The 15,034-nt window shown below is 54.9% G+C and carries 12 protein-coding genes; 8 read left to right on the plus strand and 4 right to left on the minus strand.

What is annotated here, in order from left to right:
* Position 1 precedes the first annotated feature (1 nt).
* The 8 genes from NF347_RS07755 (at position 2) to NF347_RS07790 (ending at position 9,343) form a co-directional block, all read left to right on the plus strand.
* Positions 2-1,525, plus strand: coding sequence for a catalase (locus NF347_RS07755; RefSeq protein WP_107036056.1), 1,524 nt, complete (start codon positions 2-4; stop codon positions 1,523-1,525).
* Positions 1,526-1,757: 232 nt separating this feature from the next.
* Positions 1,758-2,420, plus strand: a complete 663-nt coding sequence (locus tag NF347_RS07760; RefSeq protein ID WP_107036085.1) for an ABC transporter ATP-binding protein — start codon at positions 1,758-1,760, stop codon at positions 2,418-2,420.
* Between the two features lie 13 nt (positions 2,421-2,433).
* On the plus strand, positions 2,434-3,654 hold the full coding sequence (locus NF347_RS07765) for an ABC transporter permease (RefSeq protein ID WP_107036057.1): 1,221 nt from the start codon (positions 2,434-2,436) through the stop codon (positions 3,652-3,654).
* 6 nt (positions 3,655-3,660) lie between these two features.
* Positions 3,661-4,908, plus strand: a complete 1,248-nt coding sequence (locus NF347_RS07770; protein WP_107036058.1) for an ABC transporter permease — start codon at positions 3,661-3,663, stop codon at positions 4,906-4,908.
* Positions 4,909-4,964: 56 nt separating this feature from the next.
* The gene (locus tag NF347_RS07775) at positions 4,965-6,062 is read left to right on the plus strand and encodes an efflux RND transporter periplasmic adaptor subunit (protein WP_107681412.1); all 1,098 of its coding nucleotides are present in this window, start codon (positions 4,965-4,967) and stop codon (positions 6,060-6,062) included.
* A 52-nt stretch (positions 6,063-6,114) separates the two neighbouring features.
* Positions 6,115-7,428 carry a TolC family protein gene (locus tag NF347_RS07780; protein WP_133165440.1) on the plus strand — a complete coding sequence of 438 codons (1,314 nt, stop codon included), beginning with the start codon at positions 6,115-6,117 and terminating at the stop codon, positions 7,426-7,428.
* Between the two features lie 446 nt (positions 7,429-7,874).
* The gene (locus tag NF347_RS07785; RefSeq protein WP_133165439.1) at positions 7,875-8,102 is read left to right on the plus strand and encodes a hypothetical protein; all 228 of its coding nucleotides are present in this window, start codon (positions 7,875-7,877) and stop codon (positions 8,100-8,102) included.
* 119 nt (positions 8,103-8,221) lie between these two features.
* Positions 8,222-9,343, plus strand: coding sequence for an AI-2E family transporter (locus NF347_RS07790; protein ID WP_107036062.1), 1,122 nt, complete (start codon positions 8,222-8,224; stop codon positions 9,341-9,343).
* A gap of 47 nt (positions 9,344-9,390) precedes the next feature.
* On the opposite strand, the gene NF347_RS07795 is transcribed toward NF347_RS07790, so the two are convergent.
* From NF347_RS07795 to speA, 4 genes are read right to left on the minus strand one after another with little or no spacing between them, the layout of a single operon-like run.
* The gene (locus NF347_RS07795; RefSeq protein ID WP_107036063.1) at positions 9,391-10,560 is read right to left on the minus strand and encodes a C1 family peptidase; all 1,170 of its coding nucleotides are present in this window, start codon (positions 10,558-10,560) and stop codon (positions 9,391-9,393) included.
* Between the two features lie 29 nt (positions 10,561-10,589).
* The gene (locus NF347_RS07800; protein WP_237613017.1) at positions 10,590-12,197 is read right to left on the minus strand and encodes a dipeptidase; all 1,608 of its coding nucleotides are present in this window, start codon (positions 12,195-12,197) and stop codon (positions 10,590-10,592) included.
* Entirely contained in the window at positions 12,194-13,009 is an 816-nt protein-coding gene (gene truA / locus NF347_RS07805; protein ID WP_107036064.1) for a tRNA pseudouridine(38-40) synthase TruA, read from the minus strand. The genes NF347_RS07800 and truA overlap by 4 nt, the downstream gene beginning before the upstream one ends.
* Positions 12,981-14,879, minus strand: a complete 1,899-nt coding sequence (speA, locus tag NF347_RS07810) for a biosynthetic arginine decarboxylase (protein ID WP_107036065.1) — start codon at positions 14,877-14,879, stop codon at positions 12,981-12,983. The genes truA and speA overlap by 29 nt, the downstream gene beginning before the upstream one ends.
* Between the last annotated feature and the right edge of the window lie 155 nt (positions 14,880-15,034).

The following is a 15,034-nucleotide window of genomic DNA, read 5'->3' on the forward strand; positions in this document are numbered from 1 at the left end:
TATGGACAAGAAAAGACTGACCTCTGAAAACGGACGCCCGATAGCCGACAACCAGAATGTAAACACCGCCGGACAGCGCGGCCCGATGACTGCCCACAATCCATGGTATCTTGAAAAGATAGCCCATTTCGACCGGGAAGTGATACCCGAACGTCGTATGCACGCCAAGGGCTCGGGCGCATTCGGCACATTTACAGTGACCGATGACATCACCGCCTATACACGCGCCTCGATATTCTCAGAAGTCGGCAAACAGACGCCCTGCCTGGTGAGATTTTCCACAGTGGCCGGAGAGCGCGGTGCCGCCGACGCCGAACGCGACATACGCGGATTTGCCATGAAATTCTATACCGACGAGGGCAACTGGGACCTCGTGGGCAACAACACCCCGGTGTTTTTCCTGCGCGATCCGCTGAAATTTCCCGATCTGAACCATGCGATAAAACGCGATCCGCGCACAGGGATGCGCAATCCGACAAGCAATTGGGACTTCTGGACACTCCTGCCGGAAGCTCTCCATCAGATCACCATCACGATGTCGCCACGCGGCATACCGGCTTCATTCCGCCACATGCACGGTTTCGGAAGCCACACTTACAGCTTCATCAACAAGGAGGGGAAACGCACGTGGGTAAAATTTCACTTCCGCACACTCCAAGGCATAAAGAATCTGACCGATGAGGAAGCCGAGGCCATCATAGCCAAGGATCGCGAATCACACCAGCGTGATCTTTTCGACGCCATAGAACGCGGAGAATTCCCCCGATGGAAACTGCAGGTGCAGCTGATGACCGAGGATGAGGCCGAACGCTACCACATCAATCCGTTTGATCTCACAAAAGTGTGGTATCACGGAGATTTTCCCCTGAGAGATGTAGGCATACTCGAACTGAACCGCAATCCTGAAAACTTCTTTGCCGAGATCGAGCAGGCCGCCTTCAATCCGGCCAATATAGTCGACGGCATTGGATTCTCCCCCGACAAAATGCTGCAGGGACGACTGTTTTCATACGGCGACGCACAGCGATACCGACTCGGAGTGAACAACAATCTGATACCGGTCAACCGTCCGAAATGCCCCGTTCATTCCTACCATCGCGACGGACAGATGCGCACCGACGGCAACTACGGCGACACTGCAGTCTACGAGCCCAACAGCTTCGGCGAATGGCACGACACACCTTCGCGCAAGGAACCGCCCCTGACGCTGCATGGCGATGCCTACGACTACGACGAGCGTGAACTTGACGACGATTACTACACCCAGCCCGGCAAACTGTGGCGCCTGATGAACGAGGCCGACAAGCAAGCCACCTGCCGGAATACCGCGGCACAGATGAAGGAGGTGCCGCTCTTCATCCGCCAGAGGCACGTGCGCGCCTGCCACAATGCCGATCCGGAATACGGCGCCATGCTCGCGCAGGCGTTAGGCATCAACCTTGATGAAGCGCTTGTGGCCGAGGATCCCGCCAAACCGTCGTGGGACAAACGCAGTGCATGCCACCGGCAGAAACCTGAAGGGTAATAGCGACTGAATGCACGCTCCATAGCTATTCCAATTCAACGTCATATATATACCATCCCGCATCAGCCGGAGGCTTCAAGCCCGGCGATGCGGGATAACTGCTTATTCACCCGGCGGTCGGTTTTGCTTCCATGAAAAAAAAATGAATAGTGTGTAACTTTTACTGCATGCATTGCGTCTAATAGGCGTAATCATTAAAAAAGACAAAACACAAGGCAACACCATCGCAATGATAATCGGACTAAAAGACATCAACAAGACCTATCCCGGCGCAGTGCCTCTGCACGTGCTGAAAGGCATCAATCTCGAAATAGACAAAGGTGAGCTGGTGTCGATCATGGGAGCGTCAGGCTCTGGCAAATCGACACTGCTCAACATACTCGGCATACTCGATACATACGACACCGGCGAATATCATCTCGACGGAGTTTTAATAAAAAACCTGAGCGAGAACCGAGCCGCCGAACTGCGCAACCGCATGATAGGCTTCGTGTTCCAGTCGTTCAACCTCATCGGCTATAAAAACGCTCTTGAAAACGTGGCTCTTCCGCTTTTCTATCAGGGAGTGAGCCGCAAAAAACGCAATGCCATGGCGATGGAACAGCTCGAACGCATGGGGCTTGCCGACCGGGCACATCATCTTCCGGGCGAACTGTCGGGCGGACAGAAACAGCGCGTGGCCATAGCCCGGTCGCTCATCACGAATCCGTCGATAATACTTGCCGACGAGCCTACGGGCGCCCTCGACTCAAAGACGTCGAAAGACGTGATGCAGGTGTTCCGCGACCTCAACTCCGAAGGGATGACCATCGTGATCGTAACCCACGACCCCGGTGTCGGTCAGGCAACCGGCCGCGTCATACGCATAGCCGACGGCATAATCCAACCTTCATAAACACGCTTCCGAGATGTTGGATCTTATCAGAGAAATAGGCCAGGCCATGCGCAACAACAAACTGCGCACATTCCTGACCGGATTTGCAGTGACATGGGGCATATTCATGCTCATCATACTGCTCGGTATGGCAAGAGGCGTGACCAACTCCTTTGCCGAACGTACTTCGGGCGACCGTTCGAAACGCCTAAACGTTTACTCGGGCGTCACATCCAAGCCCTACAAAGGTTTCAAAGAGGGCAGATGGATCACCCCTGATGTCGACGACATAGAGCGTCTTAAAGCCGACAATCCCGACCTGGTTGAAAGTGTCGCCTCATATAAATATCTTGGCTCCACGGATATAGCCTCGGTCACCGACCACATATCGAAATCGCCCGAAGGGGTGTATCCGGCCGAGCAGGAGATGTATCGGATACCGATGCTCTACGGACGCTTTATAAACGACGCCGACCTGCGCTCGCTGCGCAAAGTGATGGTGATAGGCACCGATGACGCCAAGACACTTTTCGGCGATGCTGAAAAAGCTGTCGGACAGCGGGTCAACGCATTCGGCCTGTCATGGCTTGTGACCGGCGTCTACGACCATGAATGGCTCAGCGACGTGTACATCCCGTTCACTACAGCCATGGCCATCGGAGGCACCGACGGCAAGGTAAGCAACCTTCAGGTGAAACTCAAGGGCATGAAGACAATGGAGGATGCCGACCGTGCCACGTCAGAGGTGCGCCGCAGTCTGGCGCGCGCCCACGACTACGACGAGAGCGACGAATCAGCACTATACATGCACAACCGCTTCAGCTCCTATCTACGCGAAAGCCAGAGCTTCTCGATCCTCAACATGTCGATATGGATCATAGGCATCTTCACCCTTCTGAGCGGCATCGTGGGTGTGAGCAACATAATGTTTGTCAGCGTGCGTGAGCGCACCCATGAGATAGGCATACGCCGCGCCATCGGCGCCAAACCCCGCTCGGTGCTGCTGCAGGTGGTGCTCGAGAGCGTCGCCATCACCGCCTTGTTCGGCTACATAGGTGTGTTTTTGGGGATGACAGTGATGCAGCTTGTAGACATGGCTTTCGGTTCGAGCGACTTCATGCGCAACCCCACTATCGACATCAGCATAGCTATTGAAGTGACTATAGTGCTTGTGATGGCCGGCGCGCTTGCCGGACTGTTTCCGGCGCTGAAAGCGACCAAAGTCAAACCGGTGGAAGCCTTAAGAGATGAATGACACATTATGAAAAATCCGATATTCGACATAGAGAACTGGCGCGAGATAGGCGCCACGCTCGCCCGCAACAAGACACGCACATTCCTGACCGCATTCGGCATTTTCTGGGGCACTGCCATGCTTGCCATGCTCTGGGGCGGCGCCGGTGGCCTGAAAGGCCTGCTGATGCGCAACCTCAACGGTTTCGACACCAATATGGGCGTGATATTCCCCGGCCGCACCACCATCAGCTACAAAGGATTCAACAAGGGCATGAGATGGGACATGACCGAGAGCGACCTGGCCAACATACGCCGGCTCGCCAAAGGGATCAAAGCATCGTCGGGTGTGCTCAACAACGGCGGCACCGTGGCCTACGGAACCAAGCAGAAGTCGTCGAACGTCACCGGTGTGGAATCTGACTATTTCAAGATCATGACCCCGGTGATATACAGCGGCCGGCTGCTCAACGAAAGCGACACCTACGGACTGCGTAAAGTGGCTCTGATCGGACGCAATCTCGCCAACGAACTGTTCGGCACCTCGGATCCTCTCGGACGGTATATCAACGTCAAAGGGGTCTACTTTCAGGTTGTGGGAGTGATCGGACAGATGTCGGAAGCCTCCATAGGCACACGTCTTGACGATTCGGTGATACTCCCCAACACCACAATGATACGCGCGTTCAATCTCGGCAATTCAGTCGGATTCTTCGCGTTCACCGTCAACGACGGCATGGATCCGGCCGACGTGCTCCCCGCCATAAAACGCGCCATACGCATCAGTCATCCCATCCACCCCGACGACACTCCCGCTCTGGGCATGATGAATCTGGCCGAGCAGTTCAGGATGGTCAACAATCTGTTTCTCGGCGTGAGCATTCTCTCCCTGTTTGTGGGTGCCGGCACTCTCATAGCCGGAATAATCGGCGTGGGCAACATCATGTGGATCATTGTCAAGGAGCGCACGCAGGAGATAGGCATACGCCGCGCCATCGGCGCCAAACCCCGCGACATAATCATACAGGTGCTTTCCGAAGGCCTCGTGCTCACGGCCATATCAGGCATTGCCGGAATATGCTTCGCCACGATGGTGCTGTTCGGCGTCGACTACGCCACCTACGACCCGACGCTCGGAAGCGCCAACTTCCAGCTCCACTTCTCACATGCGATGACCATAATGACGGTGTTCCTGATCCTGGGCACGTGCGCCGGACTCATCCCGTCGATAAAGGCCATGCGTATAAAACCGATCGAAGCCATGCGCGACAGATAGTCAATGCCTGACTTATCAGCAACATAAAATGATAATAAAACTATAAACGACAAGATATGAAAAAGTTTTTCAAGATTGTGCTATGGGTAGTGATAGCCATTGTTTTCATAGGCACATTTGTATTTCTCTTCCTCAACTCCAAGCCTAAGGTGACCACTTACGCGCTCGTAAGTCCGACCGACACGAGTATCGAACGCACAACGGTGCTTACCGGAAAGATCGAGCCTCGCGACGAGATCGACATAAAACCGCAGATATCGGGCATTATAAGCGAAATCAACGTGGAACCGGGCGACATGGTGCATGCCGGCGACGTGATAGCCCGCATCAAGGTGATACCCGAAGCATCATCGCTCAGCTCCGCCCAGTCGAGAGTGGAGAACGCCAAGATAGCTCTCGAAGACGCCACCGCCAAATATGAGCGCAACAAGACTCTTTTTGACAAGAAAATAATATCGCGCGAGGAGTTCGAAACCTCTGAAACCAGCTGGAAACAGGCCGCACGCGAAGTGGATGCCGCCAACGACGCCTACATGATCGTGCGCGACGGTGTGTCTAAATACAACGCATCGGAGAGCAACACTATGGTCAGAGCCACCATAGACGGACTGATACTTGACGTGCCGGTCAAGGTGGGATCATCCGTGATCCAGGCCAACACATTCAACGACGGAACCACCGTAGCCACCATTGCCGACATGAACAATCTGATATTCAAAGGCAAGGTCGACGAAACCGAAGTAGGGCTTCTCGCAGTGGGAATGCCTATGACCATCGCCGTTGGCGCCCTTCCCGAACTGTCGCCCAAAGCTGTAATCGAATACATCGCCCCGAAAGGAGTGGAGGAGAACGGAGCCAACACCTTTGAGATCAAAGCCGCGCTCGACATTGACAGCGTCAGCGGTCTGCGCGCCGGCTACAGCGCCAACGCCACCGTCATCCTGAGCCGACTCGACAAAGTGCTGACCGTGCCTGAAGGCGTAGTGGAGTTTGCCGGTGACAGCACATTTGTCTACGTGCTTACCGACAGCACTTCGGGTCAGCAGTTCGAACGCCGCCCGATAATGACCGGATCGTCCGACGGCATCAACATAGAGGTGAAAGAGGGCATAGACAGTCTTGTGAAAGTGCGCGGCGACGCCATAAAAGACTGACCAGTAGGCTGAATTATTATGTGTGTATGATCCCGACAATGACATCAGCATTATGAAACTTTCGAAATCAATACTGACCGCAATAACACTGGCGACCGCGCTGACAGCCGGTGCCGAAACATGGAGTCTCGACAGCTGCATCAGCTACGCCATAGCCCACAACCTCACGGTGAAAAGCCGGCAGATAAGCGCCGAGCAGGGTGAACTGGGTGTGACCGAAGCCAAGGACCGCTTCCTGCCGCAGGTGCAGGCAGGAGCCAACCAATCGTGGGGATTCGGACGCTCGCTCACAGCAGAGAACACCTACGCGAGCCGTAACACGTCCAATTTCGGCTGGAACGTGGGGCTGAGTCTGCCCCTCTTCCAAGGACTGCGCAATGTAAGAAATCTCGACTATGCACGCTCGTCGATGGTGCAGACTCTCGAACAGCTCGAAGAGACCAAGGACGACATCACGCTCAATGTCATAGCCCAGTATCTTCAGGCGCTCTACTGCCGTGAGCTCCACGGTGTGGCTCTCGAACAGGTACGTCTGTCGAAAGTGGAGCTTGAGCGGCGCAAGGAGCTGCTTGCAGCCGGCAAGATACCCGAAGTGGATCTTCTGCAGGCCGAGTCGCAGCTCGCTCAGGACGAAGTGTCGGCCGTGACTGCGCTCAACAATCTTGACATAGCCATGCTCGACCTCGCGCAGCTGCTTGAACTTCCCTCGACCGACGGATTCGACATTGCCCCGCTCACCACGGATCCGGTCGATGACCGGCTCCCCTCGCCCACCGAAGTGTATGAATCGGCGCTGCGCATCAACCATTCCATAGCAGCCGCACGCGCAGGAGTGGAAGCCTCAGGCAAGTATGTGAAGGTGGCGCAGAGCGGGTGGCTTCCGTCGCTGTCGTTCAGCGCCGGCATAGGCAGCAGCTACTACAAGACATCAGGTTACGTCAACGAAAATTTCGGAGCACAGATGCGCCACAACCTGAGCAAATCGCTCGGATTCTCACTGAGCATCCCTATCTTCGACGGCTTCTCGACCCGCAATTCGGTGCGCCGCGCACGCCTGCAGGAGATCTCCGCACGCCTGCAGCTCAGCGACAGCCGCAACCGCCTGCTTAAGAACATCACCCAGGCCCATACCCAGGCCATAGCAGCCGACAAACGCCGCGAAGCAAGCCGCACGGCCGAAACATCGACACACGCCGCTCTGGAGGCCATTCGCGAAAAATACAATTACGGCAAGGCCAACGCCACCGAATTCGAACAGGCCAAGACCGCCTATATACGCGCCGTAAGCGACGCCGTGCAGGCCAAATACGAATCGGTATTGCGCCGACGCATACTACGCTTCTACTCAACGGGTCAACGCTACTGATCCACCGCGCTAACAAACGTTAACGAGGCCGCGGATCGCCATATCGGCGCCGCGGCCTCAATTTATTGCATATTGCTACCAAACAGTAGTTTTTTAACGTAATTTGCTTTGTTTTCGCAAGCAAAATCGGCGATTTACTTAAAATAAAGTTAAAAGAGGCGATATTTCTTGCAGTTTTTCTTGGACAAACAGCGAAAACCCATTAAATTTGCAACGTGTTTTTCATGGTATTAGATTTAAGGTTAACAAAGATTGATTGTCGCGATGACAATCAATTTTTTTTATGGCCGTCCAATCGGATTCCTGCACAAATGCATGGCCGCATCATGTAGACCATCATGCCGACTATCATGCAGCCCGAAACATTACATGATCTATCGGCAAACATTTGACCGCCGAGCGATGTTAATAGGTCATAATACAAACACACTCCATAAACAACAGATATGAAACGCCGTCTATCGCCAAGGAGAATATTATGCATGATCATCGTAGCACTCGTGGCAGTGAGCGCAGGAGGATGCGGCACCATACGCACACACTGGGGTATGGAACATGACTACCGCTATGACTTCGATGATGACGGACATCATCACAAAAAACACAAGAAACACCACAAGAAGTATAAGAAATACTATAAACGCCACCACCATCACGACGACGATGATGACTGAAGAGGCGGCTGATGAACCCAATGCGGCAGAGATGATTCTGCCAGCCATGCCGCCGGCACCATACATTTCATCCGGGAGACCGTTTCAGCTATAAAAATCATCCACAATCCACCATAAACATGAACACATCACGCCCGTTCACATTCGACCGTGTGGTCAGAATACTGGCCGGTCTGGCAATGCTTGCCGGCGCGGTGTGGATGATCAACAAGCTGCGCAACGTGCTGCTGCCATTCTGCCTGGCCTGCCTGATAGCCTATCTGCTCGAACCGCTTGTGGAACTTCACCGGCGTCGGCTTCGGCTCAAGGGACGTGTCATTGCCGTAGCGCTGACGCTTCTTGAGGTGACGGTCGTGATAGGCCTTCTGTGGTATTTTATCATGCCGTCGGTGTTAAGTGAGATAGACCAGATCGGCGAACTGATCAAAAACAGTCAGACGAGCAACGTGGCCGTACCGTTTGTTCCCGAGAATATCGCCGGTCCGCTGCGGAGATGGATCAGTTCGATCGACATGACCGACATACTCAAAAGCATCCAGATGGAGTCGTTGCTGAGTTCGGGGACAACATTCATAGCGTCGACAATCGACTTTCTGCTCCACACTCTCGAATGGCTTCTGACATTCATCTATGTGATCTTCATAATGATCGATTACAACTCACTCATGTCGGGTTTCAGGATGCTCGTGCCGAAACGCTACCGCAGCGTGGCCTATAAAGTGTGCGACGACATAAAGGACAGCATGAACCGCTACTTCCGCAGTCAGGCGCTGATAGCTCTGTGTGCGGCTGTGTTCTATTGCATAGGCTTCTCCATAGTAGGCATACCGCTTGCGATAGTCCTCGGGATTCTGGTCGGAGTTCTTTACCTGATACCCTATTTCCAGTATATCACTCTGATTCCGGTGGCACTTGTATGTCTGATCGATTCCATGACCGGCACAGCCCAGTTCTGGCCCGAATTAGGCCAGTGCATACTGGTGTATGTGGTCAGCCAATGCATCTGCGACTACGTGCTGACGCCCAAAATCATGGGTCATGCCATGGGGCTGAATCCGGCCATCATACTGCTGTCGCTGTCGGTGTGGGGATCGCTGATGGGGATCATCGGCATGATAATAGCCTTGCCGATGACCACCCTGCTGCTGGCCTACTATCACGAATATGTGGTTGGCGACCGGCCGGCAAAAACCGACGCCTCCCGCACCATCCATGACCACGGCACACAGGCCGGCTCATGAACCAGATGCAGGAGGCGCAGACGGACATTGACGCCCGCAGACGTATCTTACCGTATGCCCAGACGCTTACGCAATGCCACAGGAAGAGCGTCCTTATGAAGCATCACGTATATAGTCTTGGCACGTACAAACGACTCCGACATGTTGAGATATCCTCCGAATCCGTTGCGGTCGGTACCCCAGGAGTTTTTGGTGACATAGTATTTCGTGCCGTTCTGATCCTTGGCCAGACCGGTCAGATGCATCAGATGGTCATCGGTAGTGACAAATGACTCGAAACCCTCCTGACGCACTTCGGGGGTGACAACAATCTCGAGATAGGGACGGCTGAAAGTCATCACCGAGTCAAGACGCTGAGCCTCCGTCAGCGGCGCGAACACAGCCGAATCGGCGGCGGAATAACGCGACAGATCCCTGACATCAGGGTTTATGGCGACTCCATTGGCAAACCGGAATCCGCGTTCGCTCACATCGCCGTCCCAGCACACCGAGTAACCGCTGCGCAGAGCACCGTCGATGACATCCATCAGTTCGTCGAGAGGCAGATTGTACTGCCGGGCGTGCTCCCAGTTGTCGGGCACCTCCAGCTCGAAGGCCTCATAGTAGGGATGATGCGTGAACGATGTAAGCTCGACATAATCGGAGGTGTTAATGCCCAGCGACTCGGCGAACGACTTTGGCGTATATGTCTTGCCACGGTAGGTGAATGTTTCGGGCAACGGTCCGAGATATGTATCGAGCACGCTCTTGACCATCGCATCGTATTGCGGCGAACGCTTTTTGGCCTTAAGCGCCACTCCGGCCACAGCCTCAAGCATGGCCATCATCTCGCCGTGGTTGTGGCGCGGCGAATCATAGTTGATACCTGAATACACCTCTTCGGGCACTATGCCTACCTGATTGTAGGCATTGAGGAATGTGTGGCTGAGCGATCCCTGTCCGATATTGCCGCGTCCACGACGCAGATAATTATCGTTCAGCTGATTGATGAGTTTCTGACGGACGATGAACATTTCCGACAGATCATGCTCGCCCTTACCCTTGCGCAGAAGCTCCGATTCGAGGAAAGAAGCAGTGGCGAAGCACCAGCATGTGCCGCTCGAAGCCTGATTTTTCACGGGAGTGACAGCCACCGAATCGGTGACAGTGAAGTCGTAGGTCTGCGCCGACACCGACATGGCCAGCAGCAGCGAAATGAAAGAAACGGCGTGTTTCATTATCTTCAACGTTTTGTGTTATTTCCAAATCAGAATCCACGGGCGAAACGGCTCCAGAAGCGTAGTCCAAGTTCGGTCCACCGCTGCATTGCAGCCCCGGCGAAGTCGGCCGTATAGCCGGTGAGGAACCGCGATGCGGCGTCAGCTCCCTCCGCCTCAAGAATCTGAGCGTAGCGGCTTTCGACGTAAGGCATTTCGGCAAGGCCTTTGTCGGTGAAGTGACGGCGTGCATCGTTCATCTCGCCGCGAGTGTCGCCCCACCTCACAGTAGCGAGCTTATTGGCGCGGCGGAACGGCCATACGGCAGCGTTCTCGTCGTAGCGTAGCTGTCCGTCGACCTTGAACGCATCAGGAAGGTCGGATGTTCCGGCAAACACCGGTATGCGCGGACTCTGCCCCGGATTGTCGAATGCCACCCAGGCCACGCCGCCAACTGCATCGGGAAGCCATCCGCGGCACTGTATGACGGTGGAATACGCACACTGCGGCACCGACACATTGCGCACGTTGACCACCGTCGAATCCTTCACGGCATTGAACAGCTGCATCATGTCGCGTCCCATCCACGGGTTGGCCACAGGGCTTACGACGGTATCAGTTTCTCCGGTCGCACGATTCTTGCGTGCGACCTTGAGATTGCGTGTCATATCAAACGGAGTCCCCTCGTAGGTTGAAGCCAGCAGTTCCATGACAAGCTGCGGCGACACAAGGCTGTCGGGCTTTACGCTTATCGGGAGTTCCTCGGCATCGTAGTCGAGGCGGAGTGAAGGTGCCAGACGGTCGAGAATAAAATATTCGCGCACGCTGAACGATTTAGGCTCTCCGAAATAGTTGCCTCCGGCATAGGCTTTCCAGAAACGGAACGGCTCTTTGCCGTCCCAGAATCCCATACGCCGGGCCACATCGTAGACATTGTCCGAGGCCATGCAGTTGGCCGTATCGGCAGGATTGATGGCGGAGATACGGGGAATGTTGGCCGACACTCCGACATGATCGTCGGGGATGCGCACGGCCGCCCATACGCCTCCGATAGAATCGGGTCCCTCGCCGAAGATCTCGAACTGCCACACCTCGCGCGGATCGGCTATGGTCAGACATTCGCCCGAATCACCATAGCCATAACGCTTGACGAGCTGTCCCATCAGACTGATGGCCTCGCGCGCGGTGACACAGCGCTGCAATGCCAGTCTCTGCAGCTCCTCTATGCGGAAGAGTCCCCGCGGGTTTTCAAGCTCGCGGCGTCCGGAAATGGTGGTTTCGCCCATAGCGAGCTGACGCTCATTAAGGCACGGATATGCAGTGTTGAGGAAAGCATAGGTGTGGGCCGGCTGCGGTATGGTGTCGAGCACGCGTATTCCGCGCGCTCCTGTCGAATGATCGGTGTGCATCCGTCCGCTGACCACCGTCACCGTCGTATCGCGCTCATAACGGGCAGCAGGCACTATATCCATCCATGTGCGGTAGTTGCCGTCGCAAGTGTGGGATGTTATTACCGATCCGTCGGCAGAGGCCTTGCGGCCTACCATTATGCTGGTGCAGCTCACACGGTCGGGCAACGGTTCTTCAGCGGCAGCCGTGGCCGCGGTATATGCAAGCAGAAGCGATAATGATAATGAGATAAGGTGATAATGTTTCATTGGCTTGTGTATTTTGCTGTGTATGCGTCGAAATAAGGATAGGTCACGTCCCATAGATAGAGCGCTTGCGGAGGCATGGAGGTGCCGGCGGCACATCGGTCGCGGGCCTCGACCACGCGGGCAAATCCGTCGAGCGATAGTTTGCCGCGCCCCACTTCCACAAGCGTTCCGACCACAGCGCGCACCATATTGCGCAGAAACCGGTCGGCCGTGATCTCGAAAGCCCATCCGCCGGGGATGCCTTCGACCGGTGTCCAGCGGGCGTGACTCACACGGCATATCGTAGTGCGGGCATCAGAATGAAGTTTGGCGAACGAAGCGAAATCGCTGACCTCGGTCAGCATGGCGGCCGCCGCGTTCATGGCCTCGAAGTCAAGACGCGGCCCGCACTGCCATGCGAGCCAGTGGAAAAATGGATTCTTGCGTTCGAGGGCATAATAACGATATGTGCGCGACGTGGCGTCGAAGCGGGCATGGGCGTCGGGATGCACAGGCGTCAGCGAATGTATCGCGATATCGGGACCGCACAGAGCGTTGAGCCCACGCAACAAAGCGTCGGCGGCAGGAGCGCTTTCGGGCAGATCGGCGTGCGCCACCATCATGCGGGCATTGACTCCGGCATCGGTGCGTCCGGCTCCGACAACAGCCACCCTGTGTCCGGTCAGCTTCGACAGAGACTCCTCTATGACCTGCTGCACACTGACCGCTCCCGGCTGCACCTGCCATCCATGGAATGGCGCGCCGCGATAGGAGAGCGTCAGGAAACAGCGCGCTGACGCCGGATCATTCCTTGTCGAGATAGGTGTATCCATAAAGGCCCGAACGGTAATTGCTTAGGAATTCGCGACCCTCCTCGGGCGTGATCTTGCCGGCCCGCATCGACATAGACACCCACGTTTCGACATTGCGCACCAGTTTTTTGGGATTGTAGGCCACATAGTCGAGCACATCGGCCACGGTTTCACCGTCGATCACACGGTCGATCTCATAACGGTCGCGGTGAACGCTTATGTGCACCGCGTTGGTGTCGCCGAAGAGATTGTGGAGGTCGCCAAGTATCTCCTGATATGCTCCCGCCAGGAACACTCCTATATAATAGTGCTCGCCATCCTTCACGGGATGCACGGGGAGCGAGCTTACGGTGCCGTGGGGACTGATGAAGTTGGCTATCTTGCCGTCGGAATCGCAGGTGATATCCTGTATGGTGCAGTTGCGCGAGGGCTTCTCGTCGAGCCTCTGTATGGGCATGATCGGGAAAAGCTGGTCGATGGCCCAAAGGTCGGGCAGCGACTGGAACAGCGAGAAATTGCAGAAATATTTGTCGGGAAGCATGCGCGCTATCTTGCGCAGCTCTTCGGGAGCATGCTTGAGCGTTGAAGCCAATTCGCCCACCTCGCGGGCTATGGACCAGAAGAGTTTCTCGATCTGAGCGCGTGTGCGCAGGTCGAGCATGCCGAGGCTGAAGAGGTCGAGCGCCTCCTCGCGTATCTGCAAGGCATCATGCCAGCTCTCGAACAGACGCGGATGGTCGAGGCGATCCCATATATCGTAAAGTTCGCGGGCAAGCTCATGATCGTCCGGACCGATCTCCTGGCTCTCCTTCCACGAGGGGAGCGATGTGGTCTCGAGCACTTCGAACACGAGCACCGAATGATGCGCCGCGAGCGAACGTCCGCTCTCCGTGATGATGTTAGGCTGATTAAGTCCGTTTTTCTTGCACACCTCCACAAGCGCCGACACGGCATCGTTGGCATATTCCTGAATGGAATAGTTCATGGAACTTTCCGAGGCCGAACTGCGGGTGCCGTCATAGTCCACTCCAAGGCCTCCGCCTATGTCGACAAAATCTATGTTGTAGCCCAGACGCGAGAGCTGCGCGTAGAACTGTGTGGCCTCGCGCAGAGCGTTTTTGATGCGGCGTATCTTGGTGACCTGACTGCCTATGTGGAAATGTATCAGCTTGAGACAGTCGGTCATCTTGTTTTTCTCCAGAATGTCGAGCGCCTCAAGCAGTTCGCTCGAGTTGAGTCCGAACTTCGACTGGTCGCCGCCCGACTCCTCCCACTTGCCTGATCCGGTAGAGGAGAGCTTGATGCGGATGCCAACATTGGGCTGTATTTTCAGTCGCTTGGCCACTGATGCTATCAGCACCAGCTCGTGGATCTTCTCAACGACGATAAAGATATGACGACCCATCTTCTGGGCGAGCAAAGCAAGCTCGATAAACTCCACGTCCTTATATCCGTTGCATATTATCAGAGCGTTGTCGTCGATATTGGTGGCCAGCACGGCGTGAAGCTCCGGCTTCGATCCGGCCTCAAGTCCGATGTTGAATTTTTTGCCATGGCTGACGATCTCCTCCACCACCGGACGCATCTGATTGACCTTGATCGGATAGATGATGAAATTCTTGGCGCTGTAACCATATTCCTCGGCCGCCTGCCGGAAGCACTTCGAGATCTTTTCGATACGGTTGTCGAGTATGTCGGGAAAACGGAGCAGTACGGGCGCCGTGACATCGCGCACCTGAAGCTCATCCATCACCTCCTTGAGGTCGACCGATGCATAACCTTCGCGCGGAGTCACAGCCACGTGACCTTTTTCGTTGATGGAGAAATATTTCAGACCCCATCCATTGATATTGTACAGCTCCGAGCTGTCGTCAATACGCCATTTTCTCATTTTCGAATAAACTTCAGTATTTTTATTTGAGTGCAAAAGTAATGATTAATTCGCACGAAAATCAGCATTATTACAGAAAAAAAGAAAAAAAATGGCTCATTAGCTTGACAAAGCCCATTATAATTCACTATATTTGCACCCGAATACCGCAGGCA

This window comes from Paramuribaculum intestinale, from assembly GCF_030759015.1.
Lineage (GTDB): Bacteria > Bacteroidota > Bacteroidia > Bacteroidales > Muribaculaceae > Paramuribaculum > Paramuribaculum intestinale.